The sequence below is a fragment of the Nocardioides oleivorans genome, from assembly GCF_004137255.1.
Taxonomy (GTDB): Bacteria; Actinomycetota; Actinomycetes; order Propionibacteriales; family Nocardioidaceae; genus Nocardioides; species Nocardioides oleivorans.
On the sequence record NZ_SDWT01000001.1, the window covers coordinates 819,342 to 833,358 of the forward strand.

Sequence of the window (14,017 nt, forward strand, 5' to 3'; positions counted from 1 at the left end):
TGACCGAACCTCGCATCTCCGACCGTCGTCACTGTCAGACCTTCCACCTATAATCGAACACATGAGCGAAGCACTTTCGATGGCACGGGAGGCGGGGGTTGATGACCTCCCCGCCACGGCCCTGCTCGCGCTCGCTCGATCCCGCAAAGCAGCCGAGGACCAGGCTGCCGCGGACCTCCTGGAGGTCGCCGCCCGGTGGGCCGACCTCCACCCACCCGAGTCGATCCACCTCGCCGCGGCGTTCACGATTCCGGGCTCTGAGCACGAGGAGCCCATCGCGGGCGACGGCTGCCCCCTCGTGGCGGAGTTCTGCGTCGCCGAGCTCGGAGCCGTGCTCGGGATCTCGTCTGTTGCGGCCAAGAAGCTCATCGGTCACGCCCTCGAGCTCCGCCACCGCCTCCCCCGCCTCTGGGCGCAGGTGCAGTCCAGTGTCGTTCCGGCCTGGCGTGCCCGCCTCGTGGCCGAGACCACCATCCACGCGGTGCCCTCACTGACACGTGAAGCGGCTGGATGGGTCGACGACCAAGTCGCCGCCGTCGCAGGACGCGTCGGGACCGCACAGCTCGACCGCCTCGTCGCGGAGACCATCAAACGGTTCGACCTCGCCCAGCCGGATCCGGCCGCTGATCCGGAGGACGGCTACCTGCACGTCGACCCCCGACACGTGACCGTCCACGACCAGGACGTCCACTACGCCGGCACCCTCCACATCGAAGCCGAGCTCGACCTCGCCGACGGCCTCGACCTGGACCACGCCCTGGCCCACGACGCCGCCGCCCAGAAGGCCCTCGGGTCCACCGAGACCCTCGACGTCCGACGCGCCAAGGCCCTCGGCAACCTCGCCCGCACCCAGACCGCCCTCGACCTGATCCACACCCAAGGCGCCACCTCGCAGGAAAATGCCGACGGGCTGCCCGCCGCACGGGAGCTCGTGCTCCACGCCCACCTCGACGGCACCCTCACGAATGCGGGGACGGTGTTCGGTCCGACCGGACGGACGGAGAACCGGCACAAGCTCCTCCTCCTCGACCAGATCCGGTCCTGGTGCCGCGACTCCCGGACCAAGGTCACCATCAAGCCCGTCATCGACCTCAACGCGAACCTCACCGCACCCGGCTACGACATCCCCGACCGCATCCGCGAACAAGTCATCCTCCGCGACCGCACCTGCGTGTTCCCCCACTGCACCCGACCAGCCCGCGGCTGCGACATCGACCACGTCACCGCCTACGACCATCACGCCGAAGCAGACGGCAGACCACAGCCCGGGCCCACACGGTCCGACAACCTCGCACCCCTGTGCCGCTCCCACCACCGGCTCAAGACCCACACCAGCTGGCGCTACGCCACGGTCGCGCCCGGTGTCTTCGAGTGGACCAGCCCCCACGGCCACCACTTCCGCCGCGACAGGTCGGGCACCGGACCGATTCAGCCAGCTGAGCCCGAGCGACCATGACCCCGCCCCACACCCCGCCAGACACCACGACGGCGGGGTCACCGGCATGCCTGCCGAGCCATCGGCGGTCGCGATGGGCGCTGCCTTCCAGCTCCGCTGCCAAAGTGACGACGACGTAGAGGCTGATCAGCGAAGCACGGTGAGAATCCTGGCGCTGCGGCCGGCGAGGACGCGCGTTGCAAGGTTGGACGCCCGAAGAGGCCGTGATCGGCGCCGCGGTCAAACCCTCGTGGTACTGGCGTCGACCGCGGGCCTGGACGACCCCTACCCCGACCCCGACCCCGACCGGCAAACTCGGCTACCTCTGTCGCCAGCGCCAGCCTCGGAAGTGCTGCGACGATCGACCCGTGAAGAAGGTCCTGGTCGGCGCCGCGGTCACCCTCGTCGTGCTCCTCGCGGCCTACGCCGTCGTGGTGCAGCAGTACGACGCGTGGGCGTCGGCCGACCTCGACCGCAACATCGAGGAGTTCAACTCGACCAGCACCCTCGAGTCGTGCATGGACGAGATCGACGGCGTGTGGCTGCCGTGGCTGGTGGCCGAGGCCAGGGACCTGTGCTCTAAGGCCGTCAGCGGCGACTGAGCGACGTCAGCGACCTTCACGCATCGCCTCGGCCACCGCGGCACGTACGCGCCCATGCGCGAGCGGGGGCAGGTCCTCCAGCCCGAACCAGGCGAGGTCGTCGTGCTCCTCGGGAGCGACGTTGTGCGGCTCACCCACCCAATCGGGCACGAGCCAGGCGCTGAGGCTCGCGGTCCCGAGATCGACCCCGCACAGAGCCGAGACCGTCGACGCATCGATCGACACCCCGAGCTCCTCGTCGAGCTCGCGGACGAGCGCATCCAGCTCGGACTCCCCCGCCTCCACGACGCCACCCGGGAGGTCCCAGGTGTCGGGGAACGCGTGCTTGTCGGGCCGCCGGTGCACCAGCAGGACCCGACCGTCCCTCACCAGCGCCCCGACGACGACCTCCACCATGTCCTGAGTAGAGCAGGGCCGTCCGACAGCTCAGAGCAGCGAGCGCAGCATCCGGTCCGAGGCGAGCAGGGCGTCGAGGTCGTACGTCGACGTGCTCGCGAGCAGCTCGTCCGCCCCGGTCCGGTCGGCGAGCTCCTCGAGCTGGCGCCGTACGGAGGAGGGGCTGCCGGCCACGGCACGCGAGAGCGACTCCTCGACCCGGCGGCGCACCTGGTCGGGCCACGACGCCGCGCGGATCGCCTTGATCGGCTCCAGCGGCGGGAACTCCCCGGTCTGCCGCGAGACGGCCATCGCCCACGCCTCCGGGAGCGCGAGCTCGCGCGCGGTCGCGTCGTCGTCGGCGACGAGCACGTCGAGCGACACCGTCACCCGGGGCGAGCTCTCGAGGTGCGGGACGAACGCCCGGCGGTAGCCCTCGAGCGCAGGCGCCAGGTCGGGCGACGACAGGATCGGGCCGCCGACCACGACGGGCAGGCCGCGCCGGGCGGCGACCTCGAGCCCGCGACCGGTGGCGAGCACGTGCATCGGGACGGTACGACCGGTCGCGGGGTGAGCGGTCACGTCCGAGGTCCCGTCGAGGTAGGCGCGCAGCTCCACCAGGTCGTCCTCGAACGTGTCGCCGTCCTCGTGGTCGCGCCGCAGCGCGCGACGGACCGGCGGGGTGAAGCCCAGCGAGCGGCCCAGGCCGAGGTCGACGCGGCCGGGGTGGAGCGCCTCGAGCACGAGGAACTGCTCGGCCACGACGAGCGGCTGGTGGAGCGGCAGCATCACGCCACCCGACCCCAGGCGGATCCGTGACGTGCGCGCACCGATGGCGGCGAGCAGCACGGCCGGGACACCCGACGCGATCCCGGGCACCGCATGGTGCTCGGCGACCCAGAAGCGGTCGTAGCCGACCTGCTCGGCGTGCACCGCCCGCGCGATCGTCGCCTCCAGGGCTGCGGGGTCGGTGGAGTCGACGCGCGTCCGCGACCGGTCCAGCAGGGAGAGCATCACGCCTCCCTCAACGCATCAGGCGCCCAGAGCCTTCCGCAGCCGCGTCTCGTCCACGCGCCAGTAGTCGTGCTGCTTGCCGTCGACGAAGGTCACCGGGACCTCCTCGCCGAACCGGTCCTCGAGCCCGTCGTCGGACTCGATGTCGACCTCCTCGAAGGTCTCGCCGACGTCGGCGCACACGCGCGCGATCACCGCGCGGGCGTCGTCGCAGAGGTGGCAGCCCGGGCGGGAGTAGAGCGTGACGCGGGCCGTCACTCCAGCAGCCCCAGCGCACGACGCCGCTCGTAGCCGCGGAGCCGGCCCTTCTGCACCTTGCCCGTCGCGGTGAACGGCAGCTCGTCGACGAGCTCGATGCGGGTGGGCTGCTTGAAGCGCGCCAGCCGGACGACCGCGTGGGCGCGCACGGCCTCCTCGAGGTGCTCGCGGAAGTGGGACGCGACGACGTACGCCACCACGGCCTCGCCGGTCTCCGCGTCGGGTACGCCGATCACGGCCGCGTCGGCGACCCCGTCGACCTCGCGGACGACGTCCTCCACCTCGGAGGGGTAGACGTTGAAGCCGCTGACGATGATCAGCTCCTTGACCCGGTCGACGAGGTAGAGGTCGCCGCTGGCGTCGAGGAAGCCGACGTCGCCGGTGGCGTACCAGCCCTCGTCGTCGGGGCCGTCCGCACCGTCGGGCCAGTAGCCGCTGAAGAGGTTCGCGCCGCGCACCTGGATCTGCCCGGGGTCCTCCCCCTCGACCTGGCCCCAGGTCTCGTCGACGAGCCGCAGCTCGATGCCGGGCAGCGCCGCGCCGACCGACCCGGGCCGGTTGTCGCGGCTGCACAGGGTGCTGGTGACGACCGGCGACGCCTCGGTCAGGCCGTAGCCCTGGTGCACGGGGATGTCGGTGATCGCGGTGAACCGCTCGATCACCTCCGGCTCCAGCGGCGCCGAGCCCGACAGCACGAGGCGCACCGGGCCGAGCCGCTCCTTGAGGTGCTCGTCGGGCAGCCAGTGGCCGAAGACCACCGGCGCGATGGGCACGACGCTGCACGCCTCGTCGTCGATCAGGTCGAGCACGGCCTGCGGGTCGTACTGCTCCACCAGCAGCAGTCGCGCACGGTGGCGCAGCACCCCGCCGAGGACCGCGTTGAGGCCGTAGACGTGGAAGAGCGGCAGCACGCCGAGCACGACGTCGTCGCCGTGCATCATCGGCGGCTCGACGGCGGCGACCTGCTCGATGTTGGCGAGCAGCGCGCGGTGGCTGAGCATCGCCGCGCGCGGGCGGCCGGAGGTGCCGCTGGTGTAGAGGAGGGCGGCCAGCTTCTCGGGGTCAGGCAACGGCGGCACGGGCCGTACGACGTCCGCGCGGAGGCCGGCGTACGCCACCTCACCCTCTGCGGGATCGGCCCCGGTGACGACCAGCCGCGGGCGCGCGTCGACGTCGAGGGAGGCCAGTGCTGCGCGCACGACCTCGAGCGACGTCTCGTCGGCGATGACGAGTCGCGTGCCGGAGTCGACGAGCATCCGGGCGAACTCGTCGGCGGTCGAGCGGGGGTTGACCGGCACGGCGACGACCTGCGCGCGCAGCACGCCGAGGTAGCTCGCGACGAACTCGATCCGGTTGCCCACCACGATCATCACGCGCTGCCCGGCGCGGATGCCCAGGAGGCCGAGTCCGGTGGCGATCCGGCCCACCTCGTCCTCGAGCGCCGTCCACGTCAGCGTGCGTCCGCCGCTCTCCACGAGGGCCTGTCGGTCGGGGACGTCGGCGGCCGCTTCGGCCACGAACGCGGAGATGTCGTTGCGCGGCATGGGCAGATACTTCCACAGCTACTGTGGGCGCGTGACCCCGTCGGAGCGGCCCAGGCGCCTCAACCTGCAGCAGCGCTCGGCCCTCGCCGGCGAGGCCGCGGCGGCCTCCGCGGAGGTCGAGAACGAGCTCCGCACGCCGAGCGACCCGACTGCCGCTGCGTTCTTCGACGTGGACAACACGCTCATGCAGGGCGCGAGCATCTTCCACTTCGCGCGCGGGCTGCACCGGCGGAAGTTCTTCACCACTCGCGAGATCGCAGAGGCGGCCTGGAAGCAGGCCTACTTCCGGATCGTGGGCGTCGAGGACCCCGAGCACGTCGCCGACGCCCGCAACTCAGCGCTCTCCTTCATCGCCGGGCACACCACCACCGAGCTCGAGCAGCTCGGCGAGGAGATCTTCGACGAGTCCATGGCCCACCGGGTCTGGCCCGGCACTCGCGCACTGGCCCAGCTGCACCTCGACGAGGGACAGCGCGTCTGGCTCGTCACCGCCGCGCCCATCGAGATCGCCGCGATCATCGCGCGCCGGCTCGGGCTCACCGGGGCGATGGGCACCGTCGCCGAGCACGTCGACGGCGTCTACACCGGGCAGCTCGTGGGCGACCTCCTCCACGGCCCGGCCAAGGCCGAGGCGGTCAAGGCGCTCGCCGCCCGCGAGGGCCTCGACCTCGCCCGCTGCTCGGCGTACTCCGACTCGGCCAACGACCTGCCGATGCTCTCCATGGTCGGCGACCCGTGCGCGATCAATCCCGACGCGAGGCTGCGGGCCCACGCGCGGGCCAACGGCTGGCGCGTGCGCGACTACCGCACCGGTCGCAAGGCCGCGCGTGCCGGGCTGGTCGCCGCCGCCGTCGCCGGGGCCGTTTCGGGCGCCGTCGCCGCGGGTACGACCGTGAGGGCACGCGGCAGGCGGCCCTGAGAAATTCTTGGTAACTCATAGTTACTCACGGGTTCACAGGCCCCCGCCCCGCGCTTATCGTGGAGGATGCAGCAGTGACTGGGAGGGGCTACCGCATGCCACAGCCGCGACCCGAGCACACGCTCGGTGAGGGACTCGAGGCGCTTCGGCGCGCGGTCCTGGCTGCCCTCGCACCCCAGCCGGCGACCCTGGTCGCCGCCCAGGGCCGGTTCCTCATGTCCGAGGCCACGACCGTCGGCGCGGCCGGCACCGGACCGGGGCCGTTCGGCGACGAGGACCACGCCGCGTCCTCGGAGGTCGACGAGGCCGAGCGCGAGCGCCTGATCGCGCTCGTCGAGCTGGCCCGCACCGGGGACAAGGAGGCGTTCGGCCTCCTCTACGACCACTACCAGCCGTCGGTCTACCGCTTCCTCTACTACCGCACCCGCTCGCAGTCGCTGGCCGAGGACCTGACCGCCGACACGTTCTTCCGGGCGCTGCGGAGCATGAACAACTTCCGGTGGCAGGGCAAGGACTTCGGCGCGTGGCTGATGACCATCGCGCGCAACCTCACCACGGACCACTTCAAGGCCGGGCGCACCCGCCTCGAGATGACCACCGAGGACATGACGCCGCACGACGACGCCACCGACGGCCCGGAGGACGCGGTGATCGCCGACCTCACCAACGAGGTCCTGCTCGAGGCGCTCACCCAGCTGCCGACCGAGCAGCGCGAGTGCCTGATCATGCGCTTCCTTCAGGGCCTGTCGATCTCCGAGACCGCTCGCGCCCTCGGCCGCTCCGACGGCGCCGTCAAGCAGCTCCAGCTCCGCGGCGTGCGCAACCTGGCGAAGCTGATGCCCGAGGGGATGAGGGACTGATGGCGCACCTCACACCCGCCACCGCGGCCGCACCCGTAACCACCAGCGCTCCTTGCTCGTTCCCCTGTCTGGGAGGATCCGCCAGCATCGAGACAGGACCAGCACGATGACACCCGCCTTCTCGGCACGACGCCGGGCCGACGAGTTCGAGGGACTCCTCTCCCCAGACCGTGACGCGCCGCTGACCGAGCGCGACGCAGCTCGGTTCGCCGAGCTCCTCGAGGTCGTCGCCGACCTCCGTGCGCTCCCCGCGGCCGCGCCCAGGGCGGAGTTCAGCGCCTCCCTCCGCGAGCGCCTGATGGCCGAGGCCGACACCGTCCTGGTGGCGCAGCCCGAGGTCCCGTCGCGACTCGCGATGCCGACCGGCGACCGCAGGCGCCAGCGCAGGGCCGCCACCCTCCTCGGTGGCGTCGCGCTCGTCGGCGCCACCGCCACCATGGCGGTCGCCGCCCAGTCCTCGCTGCCCGGTGAGTCGCTCTACCAGGTCAAGCGCGGGATCGAGTCCGCCCAGGTCCGCCTGGCTCCCGACGAGGCGGCGCGCGGCCGCCTCCAGCTGGCCCAGGCCGAGACCCGGCTCGCCGAGCTCGAGGAGCTCACCTCCGAGGGCGGCAACGAGCGCCTCGTCCCGGCCACGCTCGAGGCCTTCACCGAGCAGTCCGGCGACGGCGTGCGCAGCGTGCTGGCGTCGTACTCCTCCGGCGGCTCCGAGCAGGACGTCCAGGCGGCACGCGACTTCACGGCCACCAGCCTCGACCGGCTCGACTCGCTCCAGGACCAGGTCCCGGCCGAGGCCGAGGAGCAGTTCCTGGCCGCTGGACGCACGCTCCTCGACCTCGACTACGAGATCGGCTTCGCCTGCACGGCATGCCAGGCAGGCATCGTCTCGGTGCCGGAGATCCTGCTGAGCGGCGCGTCCGTCCCGGACCTGCTCCAGGGCCTCGACGTCGACGACCTCACGCTCGAGGGCGCTCCGATCTCCGGCCAGGACGTCAAGGGCATCAAGGTCCCCGAGCTGCTCCAGACCCCGGGTTCGATCGACCCGAGCACCCTGCCGACGACGCTGCCGACGGGCCTGCCCACCCAGCTGCCGACGACCCTGCCGACCACCAACCCGACGCAGACGCCGACGCAGACGCCGACGCCGACGTCGGAGCCGACGCGCACCGACAAGCCCGACCCGGTCGGCACCGTGACGGAGACCGTCACCAACACCACCGGCAACCTGACCAACACCGTCGACGGGCTGACCGGTGGCGCGCTCGGCGGCCTGACCGGTGGGCTCAACAACGCGACCGGTGGCCTGATCGGTGACGTGACCGGCACCGTCAACGGTCTGACCGGCGGCCTGCTCGGCAACGCCACCGGCGGGCTCCTGCCCTGACCGGGTGACCCGGCCCCAGCCTGCTAGCCGAAGACCCCGTCGCGGTCGCGGAGCAGGTCGAACAGCGTGTGCTGGATCGTCTCGCGCACCTGGTCGGTGACGTTGAAGACCAGCATCGGGTCCTCCGCCTCCGCGGCGTCGTAGGCGTCGGTGCGGATCGGCTCGCCGAACTCGAGGATCCACTTCGAGGGGAGCGGCACCATGCCGAGCGGGCCCAGCCAGGGGAAGAACGGCGTGATCGGGATGTAGGGCACCCCGAGCAGCCGCGCCAGCGACGGCACGTTGCCGACGAGCGGGTAGATCTCCTCGGCGCCCACCACGGAGAGCGGGATGATGGGTACGCCGGTGCGCAGCGCCGCGGACACGAAGCCACCGCGGCCGAAGCGCTGCAGCTTGTAGCGCTCGCTGAACGGCTTGCCGATCCCCTTGAAGCCCTCGGGCCACACCCCGACGAGGTTGCCCCCGGCGAGCATCCGCTCGGCGTCCTCGACGCAGGCGAGCGTGGCGCCGCCCTTGCGGGCGAGCGAGCTGATCAGGGGCATCTTGAAGACGAGGTCCGCGCCGAGCGGACGCAGGAAGCGGCCGGTGTGGTCGTGCACCGTCAGCATGGTCATCAGGCCGTCGAGCGGCACCGTGCCGGAGTGGTTGGACACCACCAGGGCCCCGCCCTCGGCGGGGATGTTGTCGAGGCCGCGCACCTCGAGGCGGAACCACTTCTCCGCGACCGGGCGGAGCGCGGCCATGAAGAACCGCTCAGTGAGCTCGCGGTCGAAGCCGTAGTCGTCGACCTCGTAGTCGCCCTCGAGCCGGCGCCGCGTGAAGGCCATCAGCTCGGCGAGTCGACGCTCCCAGTCGGCACCGAAGACCTCGTGCGCCGCGCCCTGGACCGCCGCCAGCCAGTCGCCGACGGGGATCCCGCCGGCCGGGGTCGAGGTCCGTTCGGAGATCCGCTCGACGCGCGGGGCCGGGGCCGGGATCGGCCCGACGGCCTCGGGCGCCTGCTTCGGGGCCCGCCGGGGCGCCGGGGGCTTGCGAGGACCGGGCTTGCCGGCCGACGACGCCTTGCGGGCGGACGGTGCGAGGTTGCGCGCGGCCGACGACGGGCGGGCGCTCCCGGAGCCGCGGCCCGGGCGGCCTCCCGTGCCGATCGGGATGACGACGGCGTCGGGCGCGGTGCCGTCGCGAGCCTCCTCAACCACGTCCGGCCCCCTCCATCTCGGCCGGCCGCAGCTCGCGGCAGAAGTCGGCGAACGCCTCCGCGGAGGTGTACGACGGCTCGAAGCCGAGCACGGTGCGCATCCGGGTCGTGTCCACACCCCGACCGTAGGTCAGGAACCCCAGCTGCTCGGGCGAGAAGTCCGACAGGCGGGCCTGGCGCATGGTCGCGCCGAGGCGGCCGACGGCGAAGCGCGGCATCGAGACCGCGGGCGTGCCGAGGCGGCGTACGGCCTGGGACAGGGTGACCATCCCGTCTCCGGCGACGTTGAACGTGCCGGGGATGCCGGTGAGCACGGAGTGGCGCAGGACGCGGAGGAGGTCGTCCTCGTGGAGGAACTGCAGGCGCGGGTCGAAGCCCAGCACCCGCGGGATGACCGGGAGCCGGAAGTAGTCGGTCAGGGGGCTCGACACGTGGGGGCCGACCACGTTGGCGGCGCGGATCATCGTCACGCCCACGTCGGGGCGGCGGCGCGCGAAGCCACGGACGTAGCCCTCGATCTCGAAGACGTCCTTGGCGTAGCCCGAGGAGGGCAGGCGCTTGGGTCCCATGTCCTCGGTGAACATCGCGGGGTCGCGCGGGCTCGAGCCGTAGACCGTGGTCGTCGACTTCACGACGAGGTGCTTCACCGTCGTCGACTTCTGGCACGCAGCGAGGAGCTGCATGGAGCCGATGACGTTGAGCTCCTTCATCGTCCCGCGCCCGCCGGCCGAGCCCGGTGTGGCGATCACGCTCATGTGGACGACGGTGTCGACGTCCTCCTTGGCGAGGACCTTGGCGATCACGGGGTTGCGGATGTCGGCGCGGACGAAGGAGACGTCCCCGATGTCACCGCGCGGGGGGACGACGTCCACCCCGATCACTCGCTCGATGGACGGGTCGCCGGCCGCGGCGCGCGCGAATCGTCGCCCTATGTCCCGGGAGATCCCGGTGACCAGCACGACCCGTCCCATGGGCGAGGGGTGTTACTTGCCGAGCTTGCGGCGCTGGACGCGCGTCTTCTTGAGCAGCTTGCGGTGCTTCTTCTTGGCCATGCGCTTGCGCCGCTTCTTGATGACAGAACCCACGGTGAGACCTTTCCTTTCGGCCGACGCTCGTCGGCCGGACCCGCACACCCTACTTGCCGGGCGTGTGGACCGCTCAATCGTCTCTCCGCGGGCTCGGACCAGCCGGCCCCGGACCAGGTCGGGCGTGGTCAGCCGGCGTTGTAGAAGCTCTTGCGCAGGTACTCGTTGACGTCGTCCTCGGTGACCCGGAACGAACGGCCGACCCGGACCGCGGGCAGCTCGCCGCCGTGGACCAGCCGGTAGACCGTCATCTTCGAGACGCGCATCTTCGCCGCGACCTCGGCAATGGTCAGGAACTGCGCCTCGGACATGTCGCCAGGGATGTTCTCAGCCATGGGTGTGCACCGATCCTTCTGCGCGGCGACGGCGCCGGCTTCCCCACCGGCGTCACAGGCGTGCCGCTCCGGCTGAGACTAGGGCTTGTGTGACGCGTGGGGAAGAGGAATGGCAGAGAAACTTGTGGGACGAGCGGCGTGTCGAGTTGCGCCGCCCCGATCGACGTCGGCCGCGGTCTGGACCGCCGGGGCTCAGGGCAGCGGATCGAGGCCGTGGAGCGGGAACACCTCGGTGCGCGTGGCGTTGATCGCCCGGTCCAGCCACGCGTCCGGGTCGTAGCCGCCCGACCAGTCGCGGTAGGCCGGCGTCCGACCGTCCGTCATGCGGTGCGGCGGCGTCGCGCCCAGCACCTCCTCGACGTACGCCCGCCACGCCGGAGGCGTCTCGGTCGCGGGGTCGAGGGGGCGGCCCGACGCGATCGCGAGCAGGTGCGACCACGCCCTCGGCACGACGTCGACGACCGAGTAGCCGCCGCCACCGGTGACGACCCACCGGCCGCCCGCGACCTCGTGGGCGAGCTCGTGGAGCGCGAGGTAGGCGGCGCGCTGGCCGTCGATGCTCAGCATCATGTGCGCGAGCGGGTCGTTCATGTGCGAGTCGCAGCCGTGCTGGGTGACGAGCACCTGCGGCTGGAACTCGCGCAGGACCGGGGGTACGACGGCGTGGAAGGCGCGCAGCCAGCCCGCGTCGGAGGTGCCGGGCGGGAGCGCGACGTTGACCGCCGAGCCCTCGGCGCCGGGACCGCCCGTGTCGGTCGGGAAGCCGGTGCCGGGGAACAGCATCTGGCCGGTCTCGTGCAGGGAGATCGTGAGCACGCGGGGGTCGTCGTAGAAGACCTTCTCGACGCCGTCGCCGTGGTGCACGTCGATGTCGACGTAGGCCACCCGCTCGGCGCCGTCGGCGAGCAGCTGCTTGATGCCGACCGCGACGTCGTTGTAGATGCAGAAGCCGCTGGCCCGCTCGGGCATCGCGTGGTGCAGGCCGCCGGCGATGTTGACCGAGTGCAGCGACTCCCCGCTCCACACCTGGCGGAACGCCTCGATGCTGGCCCCGACGACGTGGGCACTGGCGGTGTGCATGTCGGCGAAGCACGGGTCGTCGTCGGTGCCGAGCCCGCGCGAGGAGTCCTCGAAGCCGGGTGTCGTCCCGCCCGCCATCACGGCGTCGAGCAGCCCCTGCTCGTGCACCGTGAGGAGCTGTGCGTCGGTCGCGATGGGCGCATCGACGCGCTTGATCCCCTCGAGGACACCGAGCTCGTCGGCCAGGCGCATGGTCAGGTCGACGCGGATCGGCGACATCGGATGGCCCGGGCCGAAGTCGTACTCGCACAGCGTCTGGTCGAACACGACCGACGTGGGGCCCTCGCACTCCATGTGGCGGACGTTACCCGCGCTCCGGGCCACGTCCGACGGGCGGACCGATATGAACACGTTCAGAAATACGCTACGGTGGCGCTGTCATCGTTTTTGAACACGTTCAAAGGAGTCACCATGGACTGGACCGCCACCTCGTACTTCACCTACCTCGCGATCACGGTGCCGCTCACCGTGTGGGTCGCCCGGACCCTCTCGAGCAACGGGGGCGTCTTCCTGCAGGACGTCTTCGCCGACAACACTGCGCTCGCCGACGCGATCAACAAGCTCCTGGTCGTCGGCTTCTACCTGCTCAACGTCGGCTTCGTGCTGCTCTACCTGCGCACCGGCGAGACGGTGACCGACCTGCCGAGCCTGATGGAGGTGGTGAGCCTCAAGGTCGGTGTCGTGATGGTGGTGCTCGGCCTCATCCACTTCACCAACGTCTACGTCTTCAACTCGATCCGCCGTCGTGTGCGCCAGGAGAGCTTCCGCACCCCGCCCCTGCCCCCGCAGCACGTGATGGGCGCTCGGCCCGCCTACGAGGGCTGACGCGCGTGCTCCTCACCGTGCTGTACGACGACGGCTGCCCGCTGTGCCGCACCTTCAGCGGCTGGCTGTCGCGGCAGCCGGTCCTGGTGCCGATCGACCTGGTGCCGGCCGGCTCGTGGGCCGCCCGCAAGCGGTTCCCCGACCTCGACCACGAGCGCACCCTCGTCGAGGTCACGGTCGTCAGCGACTCCGGCGAGGTGTGGGAGGGCGCGCACGCCTGGGTCATGTGCCTGTGGGCCACGACCGCCCACCGCTCGCTCGCAGAGTCGCTCGCGCGGCCCTCGCGACTGCCGATGGCCAGGGGTGCGGCCCACCTCGCCGCCGGCATCCGCAGCGCGATGTCCGGGCTGCCGCGGCGCGACCGCACGACCACGTGCACCGACGCGTGCTGCCGGACCACGTCCTAGGGTGGCGTCCGTGTCGGACAAGGGGCCAGCCAGGCGATCGGCGAAGGCCGAGCAGACGCGGGCCGCGATCGTGGGCGCGGCGCTCGACCTGTTCAAGGCCGGCGGCTACGACGCCACCACCATGCGGGCGATCGCCGACCAGGCCGGGGTCTCCCTCGGCAGCGCCTACTACTACTTCGCCGGCAAGGAGGAGCTGGTCCAGGCGTTCTACGACCAGCTCCAGACCGCCCACGCGGCCGCGGCCGGGTCGGCGTACGACAGCACGGAGTTCGCCGAGCGGCTGCGCCGGGTGATGGAGTCCTTCCTCGACGTGGCCGAGCCCTTCCACGAGTTCGGCGGACAGTTCTTCCGCAACGCCGCCGACCCGCGCTCGCCGCTCTCCCCGTTCTCGCCGGAGTCCGCGCCGGCGCGCGAGGCGAGCACCGAGCTCTTCCGTCGCGCGGTCGAGGGCTCCGACCTCAAGGTCGCGCCCGCCCTGCGCGCGGAGCTGCCCGACCTGCTCTGGCTCCTGCACATGGGCGTGGTCCTGTTCTGGGTGTACGACGACAGCCCGGGGCAGCGACGCACGCGCACCCTCGTCGCCGGCGTGGTGCCACTCGTGGACCGGTCGGTCCGGCTGACCCGGCTGCCGCTCGTGCGCGGGCTGGTCGACGACGCGCTCGGCGTGGTCCGCCAGCTGCGCGGCGCGTAGGGGGTCGC

Annotated in this window: 17 protein-coding genes; 8 read left to right on the forward strand and 9 right to left on the reverse strand. The window is 71.8% G+C overall.

Features of this window, described 5'->3' with window-relative positions:
• The first annotated feature begins 61 nt into the window (after window positions 1-61).
• Both EUA93_RS03930 and EUA93_RS03935 read left to right on the forward strand, forming a co-directional pair.
• The gene (locus tag EUA93_RS03930; protein WP_129398901.1) at window positions 62-1,456 is read left to right on the forward strand and encodes an HNH endonuclease signature motif containing protein; all 1,395 of its coding nucleotides are present in this window, start codon (window positions 62-64) and stop codon (window positions 1,454-1,456) included.
• Between the two features lie 347 nt (window positions 1,457-1,803).
• On the forward strand, window positions 1,804-2,037 hold the full coding sequence (locus EUA93_RS03935) for a hypothetical protein (protein ID WP_129398903.1): 234 nt from the start codon (window positions 1,804-1,806) through the stop codon (window positions 2,035-2,037).
• Between the two features lie 6 nt (window positions 2,038-2,043).
• Here the strand turns inward: EUA93_RS03935 and EUA93_RS03940 are convergent, their stop codons facing one another.
• Genes EUA93_RS03940 through EUA93_RS03955 form a run of 4 tightly spaced genes read right to left on the reverse strand, consistent with a single transcriptional unit; the run spans window position 2,044 to window position 5,228 of the window.
• Window positions 2,044-2,433, reverse strand: a complete 390-nt coding sequence (locus EUA93_RS03940; protein WP_129398905.1) for an NUDIX domain-containing protein — start codon at window positions 2,431-2,433, stop codon at window positions 2,044-2,046.
• A 30-nt stretch (window positions 2,434-2,463) separates the two neighbouring features.
• Complete coding sequence (locus tag EUA93_RS03945; protein ID WP_165355046.1) at window positions 2,464-3,426, reverse strand: MsnO8 family LLM class oxidoreductase; 963 nt, start codon at window positions 3,424-3,426, stop codon at window positions 2,464-2,466.
• Between the two features lie 18 nt (window positions 3,427-3,444).
• Window positions 3,445-3,684: a glutaredoxin family protein gene (locus EUA93_RS03950; RefSeq protein ID WP_129398909.1), complete on the reverse strand. Its 240-nt coding sequence runs from the start codon at window positions 3,682-3,684 to the stop codon at window positions 3,445-3,447.
• Entirely contained in the window at window positions 3,681-5,228 is a 1,548-nt protein-coding gene (locus EUA93_RS03955; RefSeq protein WP_129398911.1) for a class I adenylate-forming enzyme family protein, read from the reverse strand. The genes EUA93_RS03950 and EUA93_RS03955 overlap by 4 nt, the downstream gene beginning before the upstream one ends.
• 31 nt (window positions 5,229-5,259) lie before the next feature.
• Between EUA93_RS03955 and EUA93_RS03960 the strand changes: the two genes are divergently transcribed.
• The 3 genes from EUA93_RS03960 (at window position 5,260) to EUA93_RS03970 (ending at window position 8,388) form a co-directional block, all read left to right on the forward strand.
• Window positions 5,260-6,147, forward strand: a complete 888-nt coding sequence (locus EUA93_RS03960; RefSeq protein WP_242497229.1) for an HAD family hydrolase — start codon at window positions 5,260-5,262, stop codon at window positions 6,145-6,147.
• A 95-nt stretch (window positions 6,148-6,242) separates the two neighbouring features.
• Complete coding sequence (locus tag EUA93_RS03965) at window positions 6,243-7,007, forward strand: sigma-70 family RNA polymerase sigma factor (protein ID WP_129398915.1); 765 nt, start codon at window positions 6,243-6,245, stop codon at window positions 7,005-7,007.
• Window positions 7,008-7,113: 106 nt separating this feature from the next.
• The gene (locus EUA93_RS03970; RefSeq protein ID WP_129398917.1) at window positions 7,114-8,388 is read left to right on the forward strand and encodes a DUF5667 domain-containing protein; all 1,275 of its coding nucleotides are present in this window, start codon (window positions 7,114-7,116) and stop codon (window positions 8,386-8,388) included.
• Window positions 8,389-8,411: 23 nt separating this feature from the next.
• Here the strand turns inward: EUA93_RS03970 and EUA93_RS03975 are convergent, their stop codons facing one another.
• The 5 genes from EUA93_RS03975 to EUA93_RS03995 all read right to left on the reverse strand — a co-directional run bounded on the left by EUA93_RS03975 (window position 8,412) and on the right by EUA93_RS03995 (window position 12,380).
• Window positions 8,412-9,587, reverse strand: coding sequence for a 1-acyl-sn-glycerol-3-phosphate acyltransferase (locus EUA93_RS03975; RefSeq protein WP_129398919.1), 1,176 nt, complete (start codon window positions 9,585-9,587; stop codon window positions 8,412-8,414).
• Window positions 9,580-10,557 (reverse strand): SDR family oxidoreductase, encoded by a 978-nt coding sequence (locus tag EUA93_RS03980; protein ID WP_129398921.1) that lies wholly within the window; start codon window positions 10,555-10,557, stop codon window positions 9,580-9,582. The genes EUA93_RS03975 and EUA93_RS03980 overlap by 8 nt, the downstream gene beginning before the upstream one ends.
• 12 nt (window positions 10,558-10,569) lie before the next feature.
• On the reverse strand, window positions 10,570-10,671 hold the full coding sequence (locus EUA93_RS03985) for a 30S ribosomal protein bS22 (protein ID WP_008356322.1): 102 nt from the start codon (window positions 10,669-10,671) through the stop codon (window positions 10,570-10,572).
• Window positions 10,672-10,799: 128 nt separating this feature from the next.
• Window positions 10,800-11,006 carry a helix-turn-helix domain-containing protein gene (locus EUA93_RS03990; protein WP_090969018.1) on the reverse strand — a complete coding sequence of 69 codons (207 nt, stop codon included), beginning with the start codon at window positions 11,004-11,006 and terminating at the stop codon, window positions 10,800-10,802.
• Between the two features lie 192 nt (window positions 11,007-11,198).
• A complete protein-coding gene (locus tag EUA93_RS03995; RefSeq protein WP_129398923.1) occupies window positions 11,199-12,380 on the reverse strand; it encodes an acetoin utilization protein AcuC in 1,182 nt (393 codons plus the stop codon).
• A 117-nt stretch (window positions 12,381-12,497) separates the two neighbouring features.
• Between EUA93_RS03995 and EUA93_RS04000 the strand changes: the two genes are divergently transcribed.
• Genes EUA93_RS04000 through EUA93_RS04010 form a run of 3 tightly spaced genes read left to right on the forward strand, consistent with a single transcriptional unit; the run spans window position 12,498 to window position 14,009 of the window.
• Window positions 12,498-12,911, forward strand: coding sequence for a hypothetical protein (locus tag EUA93_RS04000; protein ID WP_129398925.1), 414 nt, complete (start codon window positions 12,498-12,500; stop codon window positions 12,909-12,911).
• Window positions 12,912-12,916: 5 nt separating this feature from the next.
• Window positions 12,917-13,318, forward strand: a complete 402-nt coding sequence (locus EUA93_RS04005; protein WP_207208598.1) for a DCC1-like thiol-disulfide oxidoreductase family protein — start codon at window positions 12,917-12,919, stop codon at window positions 13,316-13,318.
• 10 nt (window positions 13,319-13,328) lie between these two features.
• Window positions 13,329-14,009 (forward strand): TetR/AcrR family transcriptional regulator, encoded by a 681-nt coding sequence (locus EUA93_RS04010; RefSeq protein WP_129398927.1) that lies wholly within the window; start codon window positions 13,329-13,331, stop codon window positions 14,007-14,009.
• Window positions 14,010-14,017 lie beyond the last annotated feature (8 nt).

Coding starts and splice junctions, on each gene's coding strand:
- EUA93_RS03945 (WP_165355046.1), bottom strand. CDS start 3,426: ATGCTCTCCCTGCTGGACCGGTCGCGGACGCGCGTCGACTCCACCGAC.
- EUA93_RS03995 (WP_129398923.1), bottom strand. CDS start 12,380: ATGGAGTGCGAGGGCCCCACGTCGGTCGTGTTCGACCAGACGCTGTGC.
- EUA93_RS03990 (WP_090969018.1), bottom strand. CDS start 11,006: ATGGCTGAGAACATCCCTGGCGACATGTCCGAGGCGCAGTTCCTGACC.
- EUA93_RS03955 (WP_129398911.1), bottom strand. CDS start 5,228: ATGCCGCGCAACGACATCTCCGCGTTCGTGGCCGAAGCGGCCGCCGAC.
- EUA93_RS03980 (WP_129398921.1), bottom strand. CDS start 10,557: ATGGGACGGGTCGTGCTGGTCACCGGGATCTCCCGGGACATAGGGCGA.
- EUA93_RS03970 (WP_129398917.1), top strand. CDS start 7,114: ATGACACCCGCCTTCTCGGCACGACGCCGGGCCGACGAGTTCGAGGGA.
- EUA93_RS03930 (WP_129398901.1), top strand. CDS start 62: ATGAGCGAAGCACTTTCGATGGCACGGGAGGCGGGGGTTGATGACCTC.
- EUA93_RS04000 (WP_129398925.1), top strand. CDS start 12,498: ATGGACTGGACCGCCACCTCGTACTTCACCTACCTCGCGATCACGGTG.
- EUA93_RS03965 (WP_129398915.1), top strand. CDS start 6,243: ATGCCACAGCCGCGACCCGAGCACACGCTCGGTGAGGGACTCGAGGCG.
- EUA93_RS03940 (WP_129398905.1), bottom strand. CDS start 2,433: ATGGTGGAGGTCGTCGTCGGGGCGCTGGTGAGGGACGGTCGGGTCCTG.